Origin of the sequence: Longimicrobium sp. (assembly GCF_036399255.1) — a bacterium.
Classification (GTDB): domain Bacteria; phylum Gemmatimonadota; class Gemmatimonadetes; order Longimicrobiales; family Longimicrobiaceae; genus Longimicrobium.
In genome coordinates, this window is the sequence record NZ_DASWNM010000164.1 from 14,644 (window position 1) to 33,446 (window position 18,803).

Here is an 18,803-nt window from a genome sequence, read left to right on the forward strand (position 1 = left end):
AAGCAAGATTCACGTTCCACCGGAGCGGATCAATGAGCGTGGCTGTGCGGATGATCGAGGCGGTAAAGGCGGGGGATGCGGACGGGCTGCGGGGCATTCTCCAGGGTGACGCGGAGGCGGCATCCGCGCGCGACGAGGGCGGCGACAGCCCGCTGATGATGGCGCTGTACCACGGACGGCGCGACCTGGCGGAGCTGATGCTGGCGCACGGCCGGCAGCCGGACGCCTTCGAGGCCGCCGCCCTAGGCGACACCGGCCGGCTGCGCGCGGCGCTTGACGCGGAGCCCGGGCTCGTCACGAAGTTCGCGCACGACGGGTGGACGCTGCTGCACCTGGCCGGCTTCTTCGGCCACCTGAACGCGGTGCGGCTGCTGCTGGAGCGGGGCGCGGACGCCGGCGTGTTCTCCATCAACGCCATGCGCAACACACCGCTGCACGCCGCGCTCGCCGGCCCGCTGCCCGCGGAGGGTGTGCGGCTGCTGGTGGAGGCCGGCGCGGACGTGAACGCGCGGCAGCACGGCGGCTTCACCGCGCTGCACTCGGCGGCGCAGAGCGGAAAGACGGAGATCATCGACCTGCTGCTGGACCGCGGCGCCAGGGTCGACGCCGCCACGGAGGATGGGCGCCGGCCGCTGGACATGGCGCGCGACGACCGGGTGAAGGACCACCTGCGCGCCCGCGGCGCCGCGGACGCCACATCCGCCGATTGACGGGGTAGGAGGCGCGCGGTAGAGTTCGCCCGTTCAACCCCGATTGCGCAGGATTCGCAGGATTCTCATGCAGGTACGCAGCATTCTCCTGGTCCTGGCCCCGCTGGCGGTGGCCGCGTGCTACCCCCGCCAGCCCGTGGCGCCGCCCTCCGCGCCGCCGCCTCCGCCCCCCGCCGCCGCCTCTCCCGCGGAAGAGGCCGTGCAGCGGATGCAGCGCGCCCAGCGTGCGTTCGACGAGGGCGTGCGGCTGGGCCGCCAGAGCCGCTGGGCCGAGGCGGTCGACCGCTACCGCCTGGCCGCGGAGAGCATGCCCGGCGAGTCTCGCTATCACATGGCGCTCTCCAGCGCGTACCTGTCGATGGGGCGCGAGTGGGAGGCGGCGGACGCGCTGCAGGCCGGCATCCGCGCCGACGAGCGGGTCCCCAACCCCAACCACCGTGTGCTGGCCGTGGACTACGACCGGCTCATCCGCCTGCTCACCCGCCTGAACCGGCTGGACGAGGCGCGCGTGGCCGCCGAGGCCCAGGCCCGCCACCGCCGCCTCCGCGACGCCGCCGTCCCGGAGTGAGCGCGCCGGCCGTCAGTTGTTTGAAGTCACGCGAGAACGTGACTTCCTGAGGGAGCGCACCACGTGTAACCAGAAGTCACACGACAAGGCTGCGCGCGACCGAAGGACCTGCTCTCGGCTCGCGAGGGGCTGGCTCCCGGGTATGGAGCCAGCCCCTCGGTTATGCCGGCGAGGTCCTTCGGTCGGCGCCAAAGTCCATCGTAAGGACACTCTCCGGAGCGGCGCCTTCCTCAGGAAGTCAATCGCCGGGATACCGATCCGGGAAAACAACACCTTAATCGTACAGAGGAACAGAGTCAGACAGAGAACGCGAGATGAAACTCTGTCTGACTCTGTTCCTCTGTACGACTATTCTTTTTCAGGATGTGGGATGAGACGCCAGCGTCACTCGAAGAACACGCTGCTTCCCCCGATGGCGCTGCCGCCGCGCACCAGCTCCTGGTTGCGGCGGGCGCGCGCTTCCACCTCCCGCTCGTCGACGTAGCCGCCGCCGCGGAGGGAAAGGGTACGCCGGGGCTCCTGCTCGTCCAGAAGGTCGAACACCTGGACTTGCTCGTCTGCGGACAGGGCCTGCACCACGGCGGTGCGCACGGGGTCGATCATGGACCCGCCGCCGGTGAGCGTCTGCGCGTTGATGGGCCCGCGCACGTGATCGCGGATGAACGCGTCGCGCACCGTGATCACGCGCTCCGCAAAGCGCCGCAGCGCCTCGGCCGTCCGCTCGGCCCCTTCCCCGCTGCCAATCCGCAGCGGCCTGCCACGCGCGTCGCCAAGGGTGACGGGGACGCCGCGGTACAGGTCCACCTTCACGGCGTCCCACTCGCTGGGCGACAGCTGCCGGATGGCGTGCTGCGCGTCCTCGTCCAGGCTGTCGTAGACGGCCTGGTCCAGCTCGCGGATGCCCAGCTCGTACGACTGCTGGACGATGGTGGGGCGGTGCCAGTCGTTGGAGCTGAAGCTGGTGTCGAACTGCACGTAGCCGAAGTCCGTGGTGAACCCCCCGATGTCGATCACGAGCACGCCAAAGCTCCCCTCCATCCGCCGCAGCGCCTGCAGAAGCCCTTCCGGTTCCAGCATCTTCATCAGGTGCAGCGAGCGCCCGGCGCGGGGGGTAAAGCTGGGCGCCGGCGGATACCAGGTGGCGTTGCGTCCCCGCGTGAACATGCCGCACGCGTTGGATTCCGGCTCGTAGACGGTGACGCGCCCCCCCGCCGCCCTCCATCCGGCCGCGTCCAGGATGCCCCCGATGCGCCCGTCCGCGTCCACCCCGTCGATGCGGGGCACGCACACCCGCACCGCGCTGGACGCGATGTCGTCGCCGTACGCGGACCGCTCCAGGTTCTCGCGCAACCCCCGGAAGAACTGGATGGCGACCTGTTCGTAGTCTTCAGTGCTGCGGGCCTCGGACGACTGCCCCATCTGGTCGCGGCTCACCTGGGCCAGCGGAGTGCTGGAGAACAGCCGCGCCTTCCAGTAGCGAAAGATGCTGACGCCCTCCCCCGGCGCCTGCGCGCCCGCCGCCGCGCCGATCGTCCACCGCGTGCCGCCCTGTCCTTCGATCCGCGCGACGACGGAGGGCACGCAGAAGTCCACCTCGTCCGAGGCCAGGGGCAGGTCGCGAAGCAGGTCCGACCCGGCGTTCCAGTCCCTGCGGATGGCGACCTTGGTATACGCGCTCCCGAGATCGATCGAGAGCAGCCTGCGGTTCTTCATCTTGCTTGTTCAATCCCGAATGAGCCTGCAAAATCGACAGGCTGATGAACGGCATTGGGTACAGAGGAACAGAGGGAAAAACAGAGGAACAGAGGAAGCTGCGTTCGAGCCTCTGTTCCTCTCTTTTTCCCTCTGCTCCTCTGTACCCCCCCAGTCTGTTGCGGACCGGGAATTACCTCTCGCCGCTCGCCACCTGGTCCGTCCTGGCCGCCATCACGAAGTCGTTGCGGTGCAGGCCGCGGATCGTGTGCGTCCACCACGAAACGGTGACGCGCCCCCACTCCGTCAGTAGCGCCGGGTGATGGTCCTGCTCCTCCGCAATTGCGCCGACCTGGTTGGTGAACGCCAGCGCCTGCGCGAAATCCGGAAACTCGAACAGGCGCTCCAGACGAAGCTCGCCCTCGCGCTCCGCCACCGTCCACTCGGGCACCTGCGGCTTCAAGGTCTCCATCTCTTCCGGCGTCACACGGGGCGAGTCGCGCCGGCACGCCTCGCACGCCTGCCGCGCAAGCTCCGTCATCATCCCCCCCCTTCAGGAAGCGGCCGGCAGCGACTTTTCGATCAGCCGCACCAGCTCCGCGTTGTCGGCCGTCACCGGGCCCACGTGCTTCCACAGCACCCTGCCGTCCGGGCCGATCAGGAAGGTGTTGGGCACGCCCATGGTGCTGTACGCCGTCTGGATCTCGCCGTCCGGATCGAGCCAGATGGGATAGCTGGCGCCGTACTCCTGCAGGAACTCGCGAATCCCCTGCTGCTGGTCGCCCTGGTCGATGCTGACGCCCACCACGTGCAGCCCGCGCGGCGCGTAGGTGCGGTGCAGCTGCTCCAGCGCCGGGATCTCCTGCCGGCAGGGATGGCACCAGGTGGCCCACACGTTCAGCAGCACCGGCCGGCCGCGCAGCTGCGAGATGGCCATCCGCTCGCCGTCCAGGGTCTCCGCGGCGTACGCGGGCGCCTCGGCGCCCACGCGCACCGGCCCGCCCGCCCGCCCGCCGCCCGGCGCGTCGCCGCACGCCGCCAGCAGCAGCGCGGCGGGGATCATTCGGAGGATGTGGATCGTCGTCCTGCGCATCGTACGCATCAGCGAAAGTCGGAGAGAGGCATGCGCGCGGTGCGCACCTGTGACGGGCTGCCCGGCGCCGTCCACGCGAAGACCACGCCGCCGCCCGCGGGGACCATGCGCGGAAATCCGCTGGACCGCGCGGAGCTGGATCCCGCCACCGTGCGCGGCGCCCCCATCCGCCCGTCCGTCCCCACCCGGCGCACCCGCACCGCGGCTTCCTTCTCACCCACGCGCTCCACCCAGCTCACCAGCGCGGCGCCGTCCGCCAGCATCACCACGTCCACGCGCCCCTCGGGGTTCCCCTCGTCCACCCGCGCCGGCGCGCCGAACGTCGCGCCCGCGTCGCCCGAGAACGCCACCCTGACCTGCGCCGTGCTGTCCGCGCCCGTGTACCACGCCACCGCCACCCGGTCGCCGTCCGCCGCCACCTGCGGGCCGTTCACCGGGCACGCCGGCATCACCCAGCCGTCGTCGTGCACCGGCCGGCCGGGGGTCCAGGCGCCGTCTACGTAGCGGGTGACGTAGATGTCGCGCACCTCCGTGGGCGAGCGGTCGCGGTACGCCACCACCGGCCCGCGCGCGCTGACCGCCATCCCCGTCTGGCAGCAGTCGCACACGCGCCCGTCCAGCTCCCGGTCCGGCGCCGCGCGCCCGTCCGGCCCCACCCGCGTGGTGCGCAGCGTCATCTCGCCCGCGGCGCCGTGCCCATCCGCCGCCGCCGCGCCGAACTTGCGGCCGTCCAGCCACACCAGTCCCACGGAGTCGCCGCGCTCCGGCCACATCGACACGAATCCGTGCTCGCTGGCCGTGCCGTCCGTGTGCGGCACCACCCCCGGCGTCCACGTGGCGCCGCCGTCGCGGCTCACCGCCACGCGCACGTCGTAGGCGTACTTGCCGGACCCGCTGCGCTGCAGCCAGTGCGCCGCCATGGTGTTGTTCCCCATCACCTCCAGGCTGGGAAAGTCCGCCCAGTTGACGAACCAGTCGCCCCCGCTGGCCACCGTGCGCGGCGCGGACCAGCGCTCGCCCTCCAGCACGGCGAAGCGCAGCGCGTGGGCGCTGTCCGCCGCCGGCTCGATCCACGACAGGTACACGCGCCCGTCCGGCCCCGCCGTCAGGTTGGGCTCGGCGCTCCCCGGCGCCGCGGGGGAGGCGATCTCGCGCACGCCGGTTTCCGCGGCTTCGGGGGATGACGATCCCCCGCCCTTTGCCTGCGGATCTCGATCACCGCACGCGGACAGCAGCATCGCCATCGCGCAGACGGCGGGGAGGGCGGATCGGGGGATGCGGATCGATGTCATGGGTCCGATGCGGGTGATGCGGAAGATCACGCGGGTGCATCCATCGTCAGGTCGAAGCCGCGGTAGGCGCGGGCCAGCAGCAGCGTGGCGGCCCAGCACGCCAGCGCCACGACGATCGCCGCGCCGGCCGCCGCGCCGGCCGTGTCTACCAGCCAGCCGCCGGCCAGCGCCGCCAGCCCCGCGGCCACGGCCACCACGGCCAGCGCGCACAGCTTGAAGAACATCTTGACCAGCTGCTTGCCCACGAACGCGCTCTGCTGCACGCCATCCGCCTGCACGCGGGTGGGAAAGATCAGAAAGATCCAGTTCTCCAGCGTCACCGCCAGCCAGGAGACAGGGACGGCGACCGCCGCGGCGAGCAGCGCCATCCGCCCCTCCACCCATCCGTCCGCCATCCACACCGCCCCGCCCAGCAGCAGCAGGTTGGCCATGGCGATGATGGCGGCGGCCACGAACACCTGGCCCACGGCCACGGCGGCGGGGCGCAGCGGAAGCGAGCGCAGGTACGCCATCCGCTCCACGTCACGCCGAAAGTCGATGGAAAAGCCGCCCGTCGCCAGCAGGGGAAACACCACGGCCAGCACCACCAGCGACGTGCCCAGCGGGCCGGCGTTCTCTTCCGGGTTCATCCACCGGGGCAGGAGGATGACGTAGACGAACGCCATACCCGCCATGAACGCCAGCGTGCCCAGCACCCGCACCCCCCGCCCCAGCTCGTACGCCTGCCGCCGGGCCAGCGGCGCGGCGGCGCCCAGGAAGCGGAAGGAGGGGATGGGAAGCCGGCGGTTCACCGGCGCCGCCGCGGCGCCCAGCCCGCCGCGCCCGCGCCGCATCCGGCGGATGCGCTCAAAGCGCCGCGCGCTGGCGACCAGCGACCGCTCGCGAAAGTCCACGTCCATCGCCAGCACCGCGGCGGCGAGGACGAGGACGATCCCCAGCGAGGCCGCGGACCACGCCAGCGCCCCGCCCGCCGTCTCCGCCGCGAACACCTCCGCGAACGGCCGCACCGGCAGCAGGGCCGCGCGCACCCCCGGCGACTGGAAGAGCGTGCCCACCGCCGGCCCGAACCCCGCCGCACGCACGTCCTGGTAGAACCCCCACCCCAGCCCCCCGGCGCCGACGAACAGTGCCGGCCGCACCGCCCGGTTCACCGCCGCCGGCAGCCGGTCGCCGACCGCTAGCTTGAGCAGCCCCGCCAGCTGCGCCGCGACGAAGAGGAAGAGCACCGCCAGCGTCACCGCGGGGATGGCGGCGGCGGGGCGCACCGCCATCCGCATTCCCACCAGCCCCAGCCACAGGCCGCTGAACAGCTGCACCCAGCCGCGGCTCACCAGCGCGTACAGCAGCAGCTCGCGGCGGCGCAGCGGCGCGGGAAACAGGAACTGCGCCTCCTGGGGCCAGAAGAACGGCGCGTCCGCCGCCACCAGCGCGGGAACCAGGAACAGCAGCAGCACCACCGAAAAGCCCTGCAGCACGGAATCGTGCAGCCGCGGCCCCTCGCGCGACATCATCACCGCCATCAGCTGCGAGCCGACGACGAACAGAAAGAAGAGGACGCCGATGGCCGTGGAGACGAAGCCGCGAAAGGTGCGCATCCGCCGCAGGGTGCGCCGCATCAGCCCGCGGATGCCGGCAAACAGCAGGTAGCGCAGCCCCGCGTTCACGCCGCCGTCTCCGCCGGCGGACCATCCTCCGTAAGGTGAAAGAAGATGTCCTCCAGCGTCGCATCAACCCCCACCTCGTCCGCGTAGCGCGCCCGCAGCTCGTCGCGCGTGCCGTGGAACAGCAGCCGCCCCTGGCGCACGACGAGGAAGGAGGTGCACAGCCCCTCGATCTGCCCCAGCAGGTGCGAGCTCAGCATGACCGCCGCGCCCTCCGCCGCGCGCCGCCGCAGCAGGCCGTACAGCGTGCGGATGCCGCGCGGGTCCAGCCCCGTCAGCGGCTCGTCCAGCAGCAGCGCCTGCGGCTCGTGCAGCAGCGCGCACGCCACCGCCACCTTCTGCCGCATTCCCCGCGACAGCTCGTCGGCCATGCTGTCGCGCCGGTCCGCCAGCTCCAGCTCGGCCAGGAGCCGCTCCGCCGCCGGGTGCCAGTCGCGCACGCCGTACACGCGGGCCGTAAAGTCCAGGTGCTCCCACACCGTCAGCGTGCCGAACAACTGCGGCTCGTCGGGGATCAGCCCCAGGCGGCGCTTGGCCTCGATCGGCTGGCGCTCCACGTCGAACCCCGCGATCTCCACCGACCCGTCGCTGGGGGGATGGATGCCGGCGATGGCGCGCAGCGTCGTGGTCTTGCCGGCGCCGTTGGGCCCCACCAGCCCCAGGATCTCGCCGCCGCGCACGGCAAAGCTCAGCCCGTCCACGGCCGTGCGCCCCTCGTAGCGCTTGGTCAGCTGCCGTACTTCGATCATCGGGGGATGCGGATCAGTTCCCCGCGCCGGGCCGGCCGCCGGGCGCCCACGCGGGGCGGGGTCCGTCGGCCAGGGCGCGCGTGGCGTCCACCGCCGCCTGCACCACGCGCGTCATGTGGCCGAAGTCGATGTGCTCCACGTCGTCGCCCGGCTGGTGGTAGTCCGCGTGGAGGCCGAACGACGACAGCGCGTGCGCCGGCACGCCCCGCAGGGCGAACGGCGTGTTGTCGCTGCGGTTGAAGAAGTCCTGGTCCGGCCGCGGATCGGGGACGATGGGCACGCCGGCGCCCGCCAGGATCTGCGCCACGGTGGAGCGCTCGTAGCCGGTGAGCCAGGCGCGCCCCGGCCCGCCCGCCAGCGCGTCGGGCCGGCCGATCATCTCGATCATCAGCCCCGCGACCGTGCTGTCCAGCGGCACCGCGGGGTGGTCCAGGTACCAGCGGGTCCCCAGCATCCCCACCTCCTCGCCCGTGGCCAGAAAGAAGACGACGGTGCGGCGCGGCGCCGGCCCCCGCGCCAGCGCCCGGGCCACCTCCAGCACCGCCACGCTGCCGCTGCCGTCGTCGTCCGCGCCGTTGTAGATGCTGTCGCCCGCCACCGCCGGCCCGATCCCCACGTGGTCGTAGTGGGCGCCGACGATCACCGCCTCGTGGCGCAGCGCCGGGTCGCTGCCGGCAATCATCCCCACCACGTTGAACGCCTGCCGCCGCTGCTCCGCCGGCAGCTCCGACAGCGCCTCAAGCGTCGGCAGCAGCCGCATGCCGCGCCCCTGCGCGTTGGCCGCGACGGGGACCAGCTGAAAGAAGCCCATGTCGCCCGCGGGCTGCACGCCCAGCGCCTCCAGCCGGCGGGCCAGGTACACGGCCGCGCGCATGCCGCCGGCGCTCCCCGTCATGCGCCCCTCCATGCTGTCCGCCGCCAACGCGCCCAGCTGCTCGCGCACGTCCGCCTCGCGCACCTCCGTGGGCCGCGCGCCGGACTGCGGCGGCGGCGGCGCGGTGGCCGGCGCGGGCGCCCCGCTGCACGCCGCGAGCGAGGCCAGCGCCGCAATGGCCAGCAGGGCGGGATGATGGAATCGGCGCATGCTCTGACGGGATCGCGGGAGAAAGGGTCGGACGGCGGGATGAGGGAATATGCGCCGCACCGCCGTCCCCCTGCAACGCCGCGTGCCTGAGCGCCTGACAGGGAATAGGGAATGGGGAATAGGGAATAGCCGGTAACGGCGAGTCGGGAGCGGCCACGGCCGACCCAGGTTCCTTGGACAAGGGTCTGCGGGGCCGGTGGGCAACTCACACGAAGCCGGGGGAGCCACGGAAAGCCCTCCACGCGCTAACCTTCTGCCCGCAATTGACTTCCTGAGGAAGGCGCCGCTCCGGATTCTGCTGATACGCCGTACTCTGGCGCCGACCGAAGGACCTCGCCGGCAGAACCGGGGGCTGGCTTGTGCGCCCGGAAGCCAGCCCCTTGCTGGCCGAGAGCAGGTCCTTCGGTCGCGCGCAGGCGTTTGTGTGGCTTATGGTTACACGTGGTGCGCTCCCTCAGGAAATCACTGGCCGTACACCCAATCTGTCATTCCGAGGGAGCGCACACCCGGCACCTTCCCCGACCACAGACCCTGGTGCGCGACCGAGGAATCTACTGTCCGTTTCCTCGTGGCCAGCCGCGACGCTCCACGCTGGCCCTGTCTGGCTGTTTCGCCGCCGCAGCAACGGCGCGGGCTACCGCGTCCGCCCTCGCGCCGGCCGACAGTAGATTCCTCCGCCCTGCAACCTGCGTCGCATTCGTCTGGCGGCAACGTGGCCGGGCCTCGGAATGACAGCCCCCTGTTTGCATCCCGCAGGGTCCGCGGAGCGCCGCCCGTCTGAATGAAATGAAAAACCTGCTCCCACCCAATCTGTCATTCCGAGGGAGCGCACACCCGGCACCTTCCCCGACCATGGAACCGTCGCGCGACCGAGGAATCTACTGTCCGTTTCCTCGTGGACAGCCGCGACGCTCCACGCTGGCCCTGTCTGGCTGTTTCGCCGCCGCAGCAACGGCGCGGGCTACCGCGTCCGCCCTCGCGCCGGCCGACAGTAGATTCCTCGGCCCTGCAACCTGCGTCGCATTCGTCTGGCGGCAGCGTGGCCGGGCCTCGGAATGACAGGCCCTGTTTCCATCCCGCAGGGTCCGCGGAGCGCTGCGGGATTCATAAGGTCAAGCTCCCGCGTGGGATGTAGAGGCTTCTCAGCATCCTCGGAGAGATGGATTCCCATGGATGCGGGAGGTCCGTGAAACTCTCCGGCGCATCCTGCCGTACCCGTTGCAGCGGATCGGATTGACGGCTTTCTTCCTGAACCTGGAGACCCTGCGATGATTACCCTCGCTCTGGCTTTTGCGGCATCGGCGTTCGGATACCTGCAGACCCGCGGCTTCGTGCGCCGCAAGCTGGCCTACGTGGATGCGGTGCACACCGGCGTTGCCCCGGTGCTCGCCGGCGCGGCCGCGGCGCTGGTGGCCATGCCCGTGGTGGGGCTGCTGCCGCTGGTGGGCGGCGGAACGGCGCTCCTCTTTGGCGCCGCCGTCGGCCTGGGCGTCAAGGCCGGCGCGCGTGACACCCGCAGCCGCCGCCTGGTCGCCTAGTCTGCCCCCGATCCGCCGCGGTGCGCCGCCCTCTCCCGCCAGCGAGGGAGAGGCGGCCACACGGCGACGCGTCGGTGCGATGGACGGTGAAGCCCCGTTCGGCACGCGCAAGCGAGCCGAGACGGGGCTTGTCGCGTTCGTGCGGGAGCACATTCATCCGATGATGCCGAGCGGGGCCCCTGCGGCAAGGGCGAATGAATTCGCTGCAACGACGACACGAAGGCCGCCTTCGCGGACTGTCGGATGGGGAGGTGGGGCAGGCGGCCGTGCACGTCGCGGGGTAGCCAGCGAGCCCCGCCACGTGCACGAAACCCGAAAGCTCACTCCGGGCCTTACAGCCCGCGAAGGCGGTCTTCATGTGTTTGTTGCAGCGAATTCATTCGCCCTTTGGCCGGCCGGCACGTCACCCTGCCAGCATCTCGCCAGGACCACGGACGGCCGCATCCAGCCCACCCTCCGAACCCGCCTTCCCGACCCCGCCCGGGCGAATGAATTCGCGGCTGGGACAACGCGATGTCGGCCTGCGCCGACGCGTCCCTGCCGCATGCATGGCGTGGTGTGGCGGGTGAAGCCTCGCGCGGTTTGCGAGGCTTTCCGCTGTCGTTGCGGCGAGTTCACTCGCTCCCGCAGGGGGACGCGTCCGGCCGTGGCCGTTTCCCCGCTGAAACTTCCGGCGTACCTTTGCCGTTCATCCCCATGCACCGGCGGCGCGCCCGTTCCCCTCTGGCGCCGCGCGGCCCTCTTCCCGCAACCCCCCAGCACCGGATGTCGCTGATCTCCGTACGCGACCTCACGCACACCTATCCGGGCGGCGTGACGGCGCTCCACGGGCTTTCCCTGGAGCTGGAACCCGGCATCATCGGGTTCGTCGGCGCAAACGGCGCCGGCAAGAGCACGTTCATCAAGATCCTGCTGGGCCTGCTGACCCCCACCGCGGGGGACGTGCGCGTCTTTGACCTGGACGCGCGCACGCAAAGCCTGCAGATCCGCCAGCGCGTGGGCTACATGCCCGAGCACGACTGCCTGCCGCCCGACATGACGGCCACGGACTTCGTCTCGCACATGGGCCGCCTTTCCGGCCTGCCCAGGGCCGCCGCCCGCGAGCGCACCGCCGAGATGCTGCGCCACGTGGGGCTGTACGAAGAGCGCTACCGCCAGATCGGCGGATACAGCACCGGGATGAAGCAGCGGGTGAAGCTGGCCCAGTCGCTGGTCCACGATCCCCGCCTTCTGCTGCTGGACGAGCCCACCAACGGGCTGGACCCGGCCGGCCGCGAAGAGATGCTGGAGCTGGTGCGCCGTACGGGGCGCGAGTTCGGCATCGCGGTGATGGTGTGCAGCCACCTGCTGGGCGAGATCGAGCGGGTGAGCGACTTCCTGGTGGCCATCGACGGCGGGCGGCTGAAGAGCGCCGCGCCACTGGACAGCTTTACGGGCGAGCAGGCGCTGCTGGCGGTGGAGGTGGACGAGGGGGGCGGCGAACTGGTGGCGCGCCTGGCCGCGGCGGGGCTCAGCGCGGTAGAGGACGGCGAGCTGATCATCATTCCCCTGCTGGACGACCGGCCGTACGACGTGGTGCGCGACGCCGCGGCCGACCTGGGGCTGGCCCTGGTGCGCATGGAGCGGCGCCGCCACACCCTGCAGGAGCTTTTCCGCGCCCCCGCGGGCGCCCACACCACGGAGGGAGCGCATGTCACACGCGCTTGATGCCGCCGCCGGCACCATCTACGACATCGGCTACCGCAACTACGAGGGCGCGCGGCTGGGCCGCGGCTACGCCTTTCGCACGCTGTACGTGCACTCGCTGCGCAGCCTGTTCGGGCTGGGGCGCGGCGGAAAGGCGCTCATCATCCCCTGGGCGCTGTTCGCCGCCATGCTTTTTCCCGGCATCGTCACGGTCGCGGTGGCGGGGATCAGCGGGGGGATGATCAAGAACATCATCGACTACCACGAAATCTACATCTGGGACTCGATGATGCTGGCGCTGTTCTGCGCCGCGCAGGCGCCGGAGCTGGTGAGCCGCGACCAGTACAACCGCGTGCTGCCGCTGTACTTCAGCCGCGCGCTGCGCCAGGGCGACTACGCGCTCGCCAAGCTGCTGGCCATGTGGACCGCGGTGTTCCTGGTGATCCTGACCCCGCTGCTGGTGGTGCTGGCCGGGCGGCTGGGGCTTCCCGCGGACTTCGGCGCGGCGTTCAGGGAAGAGTCCAGGAACTTCCTGCCCATCCTGGCCACGCCGGCCATTTGCGCGCTGGTGTTCGGCACGCTGTCGGTGTCGCTTGCCTCGTACGTGCCGCGGCGGGGGCTGGCCAGCGCGCTGGTGCTGGGCGTCTTTCTGCTCACGGCCCCGCTGGTCGACATCCTGATGGGGACGCTGCAGGCAAGGTGGGGCGTGCTGCTGAACCCGGTGCTGCTGGGCAACGGCGCCATCTGGGAGCTGTTCGGAGAGCGGCACGAGCGCGGCAGCCCGCTGCGCCGGGCGGACCTGCCGCCGGAGGCCTACTACGGCGCCGCGGTGGTGTACGGGGTGTTCTTCACGCTGCTCCTGCTGAACCGCTACCGGAGGATCCGCGCATGAGCGTGCAGACCCTGAACCCGCCCGCGCCCTCCGCGGCGCCGGCCCGGTCTCGCGGCGCCGCCGTGGAGCTGCGCAACGTGTCGCACTGGTACGGCAACGTGGTGGCGGTGAACGACGTGTCGTTCTCCCTGGGGCCCGGCATCACCGGGCTGCTGGGGCCCAACGGCGCGGGCAAGAGCACGCTGCTGCACATGCTGGCCGGCTTTCTGGCCCCCTCCGCGGGCGAGGTGCTGGTGGACGGGCGCCCCGCGTGGAAGAACCCCGAGATGTACCGCTCGCTGGGGCTGGTTCCCGAGCGCGAGGCCGTGTACCCCTACCTGACCGCCTACGAGTTCGCGCTGATGAACGCGCGGCTGCACCGGCTGCCGGACCCGGAAGCGGCGGCGGAGCGGGCCATCGACATCGTGGACCTGCGCGCGGCCATGCACCGCAAGATCGGGGGATACAGCAAGGGAATGCGGCAGCGCGCCAAGATCGCGGGCGCGCTGGTGCACGAGCCCCGCATCGTGCTGCTGGACGAGCCGTTCAACGGAATGGACCCCGCCCAGCGCATGCAGATGATGGAGCTGCTGCGGGGGCTGGCCGAGCAGGGAAAGACCATCCTGATCTCCACGCACATCCTGGAAGAGCTGCACCACTTGGCCAACAACGTCCTGGTGGTGGTGGCGGGGCGCCTGGCGGCGTCGGGCCACTTTCGCGAGATCCGGCGGCTGATGACGGACCGGCCGCACACCTTTACCCTGCGTTCCAGCGACGACCGCCGGCTGGCGGCGGCGCTGATGGCGAACGCGTCCGTGCAGGGGGTGGAGCTGGGGGCGCAGGAGATCACGGTGCGCACGGCGGAGCGGGTGGGCTTTGCGCAGTACCTGCCGCGGGCGGCGCGCGAGGCCGGGATCACCCTGTACGAGGTGCGCCCCACCGACGAATCGCTGGAAAGCGTGTTCTCTTACTTGGTGAAGCGATGAGACACTCGGTGGAACTGACGCTGGCGCGGCTGGCCGTCCGCCAGTTCATGGGAAGCCGGCGCGCGTTGTGGGCGCTGGTGCTGGCCGCCATCCCGGTGCTGCTCGCGCTGTTGATGCAGATGGAGGCGGGCCGCGACCTGAAGGACGCGCTCGAGGACATGATGGGCATGTACCAGGTGCTGATCGTGGCGGTGCTGCTTCCCATCGTGGCGCTGGTGGTGGGCACCAGCGTCTTTGGGGCCGAAGTGGACGACGGCACCATCACCTACGTGCTGGGCAAGCCGGTGCCGCGCTGGCGCATCGTGCTCACGCGCATCGTGGTGTCCGGGCTGCTGACGGCGGCGGTGCTGGTGCCCGCCACGGCGCTGTCGATGGTGCTGGGCCTGCGCGGGGTGGACGCGCCGGGCGTGGCGGCGGGGTTCACTGCCGCCGTGTTCGTGGGTGGATTTCTGTACTGCGCGCTGTTCGTGGCGCTCAGCCTGAGCACGCGTCGGGCGCTGGTGGCGGGGCTGATTTACGTGGTGGTGTGGGAGGGGCTGCTGAGCAACACCTTTGGCGGCAGCCGCGCCCTGAGCATTCGCCAGTACACGCTCTCCCTGGCCGACGCGCTGTCCAGCGCGCCCGGCAGCCCCATGTCGCGGCTGGACGTGAAGACGGCGCTCGCCATGGCCGCGGCGGTCACCGTGCTGGTGACCGTATACGCCATCCGCCGCCTGCAGCGCTTCGAGATCGGCGAAGCGGCGTAGGTGCCGCGCGTGAAGGCCGCCACGGGCTGAAGTCCGCGGCTAGAAGGGCCATAAGCCCCGTCCCGGTGCCGCTGACGCGTCACCGGACGGGGCTTCACCTTCTCGCGATCCGCCGGGTCCGAGGCGTTTCCCCCGCCTCGGCGCCCGCCGAAGCGCGATCGAATTCTCCCCTTTCTCCCGCTCCGCGGGGGAGAGGGGCCGGGGGAGAGGGGGCCCTGTCGGGCGCCAGTTCGATGTGTTTCGAAGCGGGTCGTGGACTCGCAACTCCGCTTGTCCCAACGCGATCGAATTCTCCCCTCTCCGTGAGGAACGAACGGGGAGGGGCCGGGGGAGGGGCACTCCGCCGGCGCCAGTTCGATGCCTTTCGCCGATCCGTGATCCCGATCCCGTATCGGAAGTGTGTTTTTCAGGGCACGCGAGTTGCTTTACATCGCAAAGCACTTGACAGGCGACCTCCGCCCCTGCATCGTATCCCCATGGCGAAGATCCATCCCATTCAGCCGCTGCCTCCGCCGGAGGACCAGGAGCCCTCGCTCGATCTGCACGCGAGGGCCATGGACAACCTGCGCTTCATCCGTGATACCATGGAGCGCGCGGGAAGCTTTACGGCCCTCAGCGGCTGGGGGCAGGTGGTGATTGGCGTGACCGGCGCGCTGGCGTCGTGGGTGGCCAGCCGCCAGGCGTCGCCGGAGAACTGGCTGGCCACCTGGTCCAGCGCCGCCGTCGTCTCGGTGCTCGTGGGGGTGCTGACCACGGCCATGAAGGCGCGGGCGGCGCGCATGCCCATGCTCTCGGGGCCCGGCCGCAAGTTCATGCTCAGCCTGGCGCCGCCCCTGATTGCCGGCGGGGTGCTCACCGTGTTCCTGTTCCGCGCGGGGCTGGTGGAGCTGCTTCCCGGGATGTGGATGCTGCTGTACGGCGCGGGCATCATCACCGCGGGCGCGTTCTCGGTGAGCGCGGTGCCGGTGATGGGGCTGTGCTTCATGGTGTTTGGCGCGGCGGCGCTGGCGTCGCCGGTGGCGTGGGGCGACGCGTGGATGGCGGCCGGCTTTGGCGGGCTGCACGTCATCTTCGGAACCCTGATCGCAAGGAGGCACGGTGGCTGAGGCGAACCGCGCGATCGATCCCGATCGTCCGTCGTCCGTCCTGCGCAGCGTCGCGGGGGCGGCCCAGGACGGCGCGCCCGAGCTGGACCGGCTGATCCACGAGCGGGTGCGGCTGGGCATCGTGAGCGCGCTGGCGGTAAACCGCTCGCTCTCGTTCAACGAGCTCAAGAGCATGCTGGGGCTTACGGACGGCAACCTGAGCGTGCACGCCCGCAAGCTCGAGGAAGCCGGCTACCTGGAGTGCACCAAGAGCTTCGAGGGGCGCACGCCGCGCACCGACTTTCACCTTACCGACAGCGGCCGCGCGTCGCTCGAGGCGTACCTGAACCACATGGAAGCGCTCATCCAGGCCGTGCGCGACCGCTGAACCGTCCCTTTTTTTACCCGGTGACTTTACGATGCAAAGAACTTTCCGAGTCGGCACGGGGCGGAGCGGGCTGCACGTGGCGGCCATCATGGACGGCAACGGCCGCTGGGCGTCCATGCGCGGGCTGCCGCGGGTGGCGGGGCACCGCGAGGGTGCGCGGACGGTGCGGCGGGTGGTCGAGGCGGCGCCGGAGCTGGGGATCGGCACGCTGACGCTGTACGCCTTTTCGTCCGACAACTGGGGCCGCCCCCCGCGCGAGGTGACCGCGCTGATGCGCCTGTTCCGCATCTTCCTGGCGTCGGAGACGGCGCGCTGCGTGGAGAACGGTGTGCGGCTGCGCGTCATCGGCCGGCGCGACCGGCTGGGCGAGGTGCTGCTGCGGCAGATCCAGGCGGCGGAGGCGGCCACGGCGGGGGGCGCGCGGATGACGCTGCGCATCGCCATCGACTACAGCGCCCGCGACACCCTGCTGCGCGCCGCCGCGCTGGCCGGCGGCCGCGAGCCGACCCGCGACGGGTTCGCCGCGCTGCTTGGCAAGGCGATGGGGGAAGACGAGGCGGCGCCCGACGTGGACCTGCTGGTGCGCACCGGCGGCGAGCAGCGCCTGAGCGACTTCCTTCTGTGGGAGTGCGCCTACGCGGAGCTGTACTTCACCCCCCGGATGTGGCCGGACTTCGGCCCCGCGGCCCTGCGCGAGGCGGTGGAGTGGTTCGCCGGCCGCGAGCGGCGGTTCGGGACGCTGAAGAGTGCGTGAGTGCGTGAGTGCGAAAGTGCGTGAGTGCGGAGCGGCTGAAGCCGCCGCAACAACCGCGGAAAGCCTCGCAAACTGCGCGAGGCTTCACCAACGCACCGCCGCATCCGCTCGCTACACACCCGTCGGCGAAGGCCGACATCGCGTTGTCCCAGCCGCGAATTCATTCGCCTGGGTGGCGTGGGGCTGGGGCAGGATCGGACCGGACGGTGGGTGCGGGAGCGGCTGAAGCCGCCGCGTAACCGTTCAGGTGGCGGCCGGCAGGAGCTTAGGCGCGAGCTTGCCGGATCGCAGGGCAGCGATGGAGAGGGCGACGAAGTCGAGCGGGTGCACCTGCTGCTGCTGGCAGGTCGCGCTGATCGAGAGGATCCGCTCGGCATAGCGGAGCCCGGCTTCGCTCTGGTTGCCGAAGCAGCCCTTCCTCCACAGCACGGCTTTTCGCAACGCGCGCTCCGCCGCGTTGTTGGTCAGCTCAATGGGCTCCTCCAGGAAGGTCCACAGCGACGGCCAGAGCTTCAGCAGGTTGCGGCTCAGTCCCGCCACCCGCTTGTTGATCGATTTCGCCCCACGTTCCACCAAGCGCCGGAAGGATGCCTGGATCGGGACCATCTCTCGTTTGAGGCCCTCCCTGTCCAGGCTCCCTTCCCGGAACTTTCGCGATCGTTCGAACACCCCGTCGCACACCTTCTCGCCTTTGGCCGCGAACTCCGCCGCCTTCCCGCCCCGCAGCCCCAGCTTCCGGAAGTTCCTCGGCAGGTGGGCCCAGCAGAGCTGCCGGCGGCTGTAGATCTGGTACGCACACCAGCGGTCACTGCTGGCGATCCCCTTGAAGTCACCCAGGAAGGCCTTCAACTCATCCGCGCCCCGGCTCCGGCCCAGGTGGAACACCGTCGCGCGCTGCGCCACCCCTACCCACAGCCACATCTTCTTCCCTTGCAGCTTCCAGGGCGTCTCATCCACCCCGGCCCACCAGCTCGACCTCACCTCCGAGCGCGCTTCCCCATAGGCCGCCTTCAGTGCGGCACTCGTCTCCTGCGTGCACGCCTCGGTGCTCCCCAGCGACGGGGCCGGCACGTCCAGCAGACGGCTCAGCAGGTCCACCGTCGACCGGCGGCTCATCCGGTAGTGCCCGACCAGCAGCCCCGCCAACGCGGTGAGCCGCGGTCCAAAGTGCTTGCCGCCCACCTCCGCCGGCAGGGGTGCACGCGTCAGCTTCGAGCACTTCGGACAGCGCAGGCACACCATCCGATGCTCCTTCACCTCCGCGCGGACCGGCGGCAGTTCTATCACCTGGTGCGCGTGCACCGGCCGGCCCTCTTCCGCACCCGCCAGCGAGTGCCCGCAGTGCTTGCACGCCTCCGGCACGTGCTCGACTTCCTCCACGCGCTCCGGCGGGAGCAGTGCGCGGTGGTGGCCCCGGTGCCCCGGCTGCCCTCCACGCTTCTTTCCCTTCGGCTTATTCGCAGGCCGGACCACACCGGGCGGATCCGACGACGGAGGCTTGGACGAATTCGTTGAGTTCTGCGCCAGCCGCGCTTCCAGCTCGCGCACGCGCTCCTGCAGCAGGGCAACGGTCGCCTCCAGCCCTTGGATCGCCGCGCGCACCGCGGGCGACAGCACTTCACCAGCCGCCTCCAGCTGCTCTATGATGCTCATGGGACACAATATGTAGTGGCCCACGTGAACAAAGTCTACACTCTTGTACTACCCCCGTGAACGGTTACGCCGCCGCAACAACTGCGGAAAGCCTCGCAAACTGCGCGAGGCTTCACCAACGCACCGCCGCATCCGCTCACTACACACCCGTCGGCGAAGGCCGACATCGCGTTGTCCCAGCCGCGAATTCATTCGCCTGGGCGGCGTGGGGCTGGGGCAGGATCGGACCGGACGGTGGGTGCGGGAG

General features: G+C 70.9%; 18 protein-coding genes. 10 read left to right on the forward strand and 8 right to left on the reverse strand.

From position 1 onward, the window contains the following. Nucleotides 1-32 precede the first annotated feature (32 nt). Both VGC13_RS31000 and VGC13_RS31005 read left to right on the forward strand, forming a co-directional pair. Nucleotides 33-710 (forward strand): ankyrin repeat domain-containing protein, encoded by a 678-nt coding sequence (locus VGC13_RS31000; protein ID WP_331129225.1) that lies wholly within the window; start codon nt 33-35, stop codon nt 708-710. Nucleotides 711-777: 67 nt separating this feature from the next. Next, entirely contained in the window at nt 778-1,278 is a 501-nt protein-coding gene (locus VGC13_RS31005; RefSeq protein WP_331129226.1) for a hypothetical protein, read from the forward strand. A gap of 384 nt (nt 1,279-1,662) precedes the next feature. Here VGC13_RS31005 and VGC13_RS31010 read toward each other — a convergent pair whose 3' ends face one another. The 7 genes from VGC13_RS31010 to VGC13_RS31040 form a co-directional block, all read right to left on the reverse strand. After that, nucleotides 1,663-2,991: a hypothetical protein gene (locus VGC13_RS31010; protein WP_331129227.1), complete on the reverse strand. Its 1,329-nt coding sequence runs from the start codon at nt 2,989-2,991 to the stop codon at nt 1,663-1,665. A 172-nt stretch (nt 2,992-3,163) separates the two neighbouring features. Then, a complete protein-coding gene (locus VGC13_RS31015) occupies nt 3,164-3,511 on the reverse strand; it encodes a 4a-hydroxytetrahydrobiopterin dehydratase (protein ID WP_331129228.1) in 348 nt (115 codons plus the stop codon). A gap of 12 nt (nt 3,512-3,523) precedes the next feature. Further along, entirely contained in the window at nt 3,524-4,072 is a 549-nt protein-coding gene (locus VGC13_RS31020) for a TlpA disulfide reductase family protein (protein ID WP_331129229.1), read from the reverse strand. After that, nucleotides 4,072-5,355, reverse strand: coding sequence for a sialidase family protein (locus VGC13_RS31025; RefSeq protein WP_331129230.1), 1,284 nt, complete (start codon nt 5,353-5,355; stop codon nt 4,072-4,074). Before VGC13_RS31025 ends, VGC13_RS31020 begins: the two co-directional genes overlap by 1 nt. Nucleotides 5,356-5,381: 26 nt before the next feature. After that, nucleotides 5,382-7,019, reverse strand: a complete 1,638-nt coding sequence (locus tag VGC13_RS31030; protein ID WP_331129231.1) for a putative ABC exporter domain-containing protein — start codon at nt 7,017-7,019, stop codon at nt 5,382-5,384. Beyond that, nucleotides 7,016-7,765, reverse strand: a complete 750-nt coding sequence (locus VGC13_RS31035) for an ABC transporter ATP-binding protein (protein WP_331129232.1) — start codon at nt 7,763-7,765, stop codon at nt 7,016-7,018. Before VGC13_RS31035 ends, VGC13_RS31030 begins: the two co-directional genes overlap by 4 nt. A gap of 13 nt (nt 7,766-7,778) precedes the next feature. Further along, nucleotides 7,779-8,849, reverse strand: coding sequence for a M20/M25/M40 family metallo-hydrolase (locus VGC13_RS31040; protein WP_331129233.1), 1,071 nt, complete (start codon nt 8,847-8,849; stop codon nt 7,779-7,781). A 1,268-nt stretch (nt 8,850-10,117) separates the two neighbouring features. Here VGC13_RS31040 and VGC13_RS31045 point away from each other — a divergent pair. The 8 genes from VGC13_RS31045 to VGC13_RS31080 all read left to right on the forward strand — a co-directional run bounded on the left by VGC13_RS31045 (nt 10,118) and on the right by VGC13_RS31080 (nt 16,903). Continuing rightward, nucleotides 10,118-10,387, forward strand: a complete 270-nt coding sequence (locus VGC13_RS31045; protein ID WP_331129234.1) for a hypothetical protein — start codon at nt 10,118-10,120, stop codon at nt 10,385-10,387. A gap of 765 nt (nt 10,388-11,152) precedes the next feature. Beyond that, on the forward strand, nt 11,153-12,094 hold the full coding sequence (locus VGC13_RS31050) for an ABC transporter ATP-binding protein (protein WP_331129235.1): 942 nt from the start codon (nt 11,153-11,155) through the stop codon (nt 12,092-12,094). Further along, the gene (locus VGC13_RS31055; protein WP_331129236.1) at nt 12,078-12,965 is read left to right on the forward strand and encodes a hypothetical protein; all 888 of its coding nucleotides are present in this window, start codon (nt 12,078-12,080) and stop codon (nt 12,963-12,965) included. Before VGC13_RS31050 ends, VGC13_RS31055 begins: the two co-directional genes overlap by 17 nt. Beyond that, nucleotides 12,962-13,930, forward strand: coding sequence for an ABC transporter ATP-binding protein (locus VGC13_RS31060; RefSeq protein ID WP_331129237.1), 969 nt, complete (start codon nt 12,962-12,964; stop codon nt 13,928-13,930). The genes VGC13_RS31055 and VGC13_RS31060 overlap by 4 nt, the downstream gene beginning before the upstream one ends. Next, a complete protein-coding gene (locus tag VGC13_RS31065; RefSeq protein ID WP_331129238.1) occupies nt 13,927-14,676 on the forward strand; it encodes an ABC transporter permease in 750 nt (249 codons plus the stop codon). Before VGC13_RS31060 ends, VGC13_RS31065 begins: the two co-directional genes overlap by 4 nt. A 476-nt stretch (nt 14,677-15,152) precedes the next feature. Next, on the forward strand, nt 15,153-15,782 hold the full coding sequence (locus tag VGC13_RS31070; protein ID WP_331129239.1) for a hypothetical protein: 630 nt from the start codon (nt 15,153-15,155) through the stop codon (nt 15,780-15,782). Further along, nucleotides 15,775-16,149, forward strand: a complete 375-nt coding sequence (locus VGC13_RS31075; RefSeq protein WP_331129240.1) for a winged helix-turn-helix domain-containing protein — start codon at nt 15,775-15,777, stop codon at nt 16,147-16,149. The genes VGC13_RS31070 and VGC13_RS31075 overlap by 8 nt, the downstream gene beginning before the upstream one ends. A gap of 31 nt (nt 16,150-16,180) precedes the next feature. Then, nucleotides 16,181-16,903: a di-trans,poly-cis-decaprenylcistransferase gene (locus tag VGC13_RS31080; protein ID WP_331129241.1), complete on the forward strand. Its 723-nt coding sequence runs from the start codon at nt 16,181-16,183 to the stop codon at nt 16,901-16,903. A gap of 243 nt (nt 16,904-17,146) precedes the next feature. Here VGC13_RS31080 and tnpC read toward each other — a convergent pair whose 3' ends face one another. Continuing rightward, nucleotides 17,147-18,556 carry an IS66 family transposase gene (gene tnpC / locus VGC13_RS31085; RefSeq protein ID WP_331129242.1) on the reverse strand — a complete coding sequence of 470 codons (1,410 nt, stop codon included), beginning with the start codon at nt 18,554-18,556 and terminating at the stop codon, nt 17,147-17,149. Between the last annotated feature and the right edge of the window lie 247 nt (nt 18,557-18,803).

Coding starts and splice junctions, on each gene's coding strand:
- VGC13_RS31000 (WP_331129225.1), top strand. CDS start 33: ATGAGCGTGGCTGTGCGGATGATCGAGGCGGTAAAGGCGGGGGATGCG.
- VGC13_RS31005 (WP_331129226.1), top strand. CDS start 778: ATGCAGGTACGCAGCATTCTCCTGGTCCTGGCCCCGCTGGCGGTGGCC.
- VGC13_RS31010 (WP_331129227.1), bottom strand. CDS start 2,991: ATGAAGAACCGCAGGCTGCTCTCGATCGATCTCGGGAGCGCGTATACC.
- VGC13_RS31015 (WP_331129228.1), bottom strand. CDS start 3,511: ATGACGGAGCTTGCGCGGCAGGCGTGCGAGGCGTGCCGGCGCGACTCG.
- VGC13_RS31020 (WP_331129229.1), bottom strand. CDS start 4,072: ATGCGTACGATGCGCAGGACGACGATCCACATCCTCCGAATGATCCCC.
- VGC13_RS31025 (WP_331129230.1), bottom strand. CDS start 5,355: ATGACATCGATCCGCATCCCCCGATCCGCCCTCCCCGCCGTCTGCGCG.
- VGC13_RS31035 (WP_331129232.1), bottom strand. CDS start 7,765: ATGATCGAAGTACGGCAGCTGACCAAGCGCTACGAGGGGCGCACGGCC.
- VGC13_RS31040 (WP_331129233.1), bottom strand. CDS start 8,849: ATGCGCCGATTCCATCATCCCGCCCTGCTGGCCATTGCGGCGCTGGCC.
- VGC13_RS31045 (WP_331129234.1), top strand. CDS start 10,118: ATGATTACCCTCGCTCTGGCTTTTGCGGCATCGGCGTTCGGATACCTG.
- VGC13_RS31050 (WP_331129235.1), top strand. CDS start 11,153: ATGTCGCTGATCTCCGTACGCGACCTCACGCACACCTATCCGGGCGGC.
- VGC13_RS31055 (WP_331129236.1), top strand. CDS start 12,078: ATGTCACACGCGCTTGATGCCGCCGCCGGCACCATCTACGACATCGGC.
- VGC13_RS31060 (WP_331129237.1), top strand. CDS start 12,962: ATGAGCGTGCAGACCCTGAACCCGCCCGCGCCCTCCGCGGCGCCGGCC.
- VGC13_RS31065 (WP_331129238.1), top strand. CDS start 13,927: ATGAGACACTCGGTGGAACTGACGCTGGCGCGGCTGGCCGTCCGCCAG.
- VGC13_RS31070 (WP_331129239.1), top strand. CDS start 15,153: ATGGCGAAGATCCATCCCATTCAGCCGCTGCCTCCGCCGGAGGACCAG.
- VGC13_RS31080 (WP_331129241.1), top strand. CDS start 16,181: ATGCAAAGAACTTTCCGAGTCGGCACGGGGCGGAGCGGGCTGCACGTG.
- tnpC (WP_331129242.1), bottom strand. CDS start 18,556: ATGAGCATCATAGAGCAGCTGGAGGCGGCTGGTGAAGTGCTGTCGCCC.